We start from the raw sequence: 844 nt of genomic DNA on the forward strand, positions 1-844 counted from the left end.
CGGGGCACGCCGTGGCGTTCCAGGTAGGACGGGGCGGCACAGATGATGCGGCGGTTGACGCAGAGCTTGCGCGCGATGAGCGAGGGATCCTCCATCTGTTCGCGCCACTGGATCGCCACGTCGATGCCCTCCTCCACCAGGTCCACGTGGTGGTCGGTGAGCTCGAACTCCATGTTGATGTCCGGATAGCGCTCCAGGTACTGGTTGATCCGCGGCAGGATCTCCATGCGCCCGAAGGAGACCGTGGCCGCCACCCGCAACCGCCCCCGGGGGTTCTCGTTGAGGGCGGTTATGGCGTCCTCCGCCTCCTCGATCTCCTGGATGATCCGGGCACAACGCTCATAGTACGCCTGGCCGGCCTCGGTGAGGCTGATGCGCCGGGTGGTGCGGTTGAACAGCCGTGCCCCCAGGCGGTCCTCGAGGCGGCGTATCTGCTTGCTGACCGCCGAAGGCGTCAGATCCAGATCCCGGGCCGCCGCCGAGAAGCTGCCCTCCTCCACGGCCCGCGCGAAGATCATCATTTCGGCCGCCTTGTCCATGGGTGTTCCCCCGATTAGTGATTCCGGGTCACAAAGTTTTTGCCATTCGGCCGGATTGCGGCCGACAGCGGATGCGCTATTGTGCCATGCAACAAACGTTGGATGGCGCCTCACCGGATCGGCGGTTACATGAGACCGCGGGGTCCGGCCGGGAGCTTCCCGGCGACTATAGCAGCGGCACGGTACAGACACAGGGGTTTCGTCAAAAACACGGCCGATTCGTGCAACGACGGAACAGGTGATTGGCCTCGGCGACGGTCCAACGGATGCCCGGAACCAGAGAGAATACAGACAGAATTCACTTG

Annotated in this window: 1 protein-coding gene; it reads right to left on the bottom strand. The window is 64.1% G+C overall.

The genetic code is table 11. The annotated features are described in order from the left end of the window. A partial coding sequence (locus tag G7A99_RS22005) for a LysR family transcriptional regulator (RefSeq protein ID WP_163144110.1) occupies window positions 1–539 on the bottom strand: 539 nt, incomplete at its 3' end. Window positions 540–844 lie beyond the last annotated feature (305 nt).

This window comes from Arhodomonas sp. KWT, from assembly GCF_010993615.1.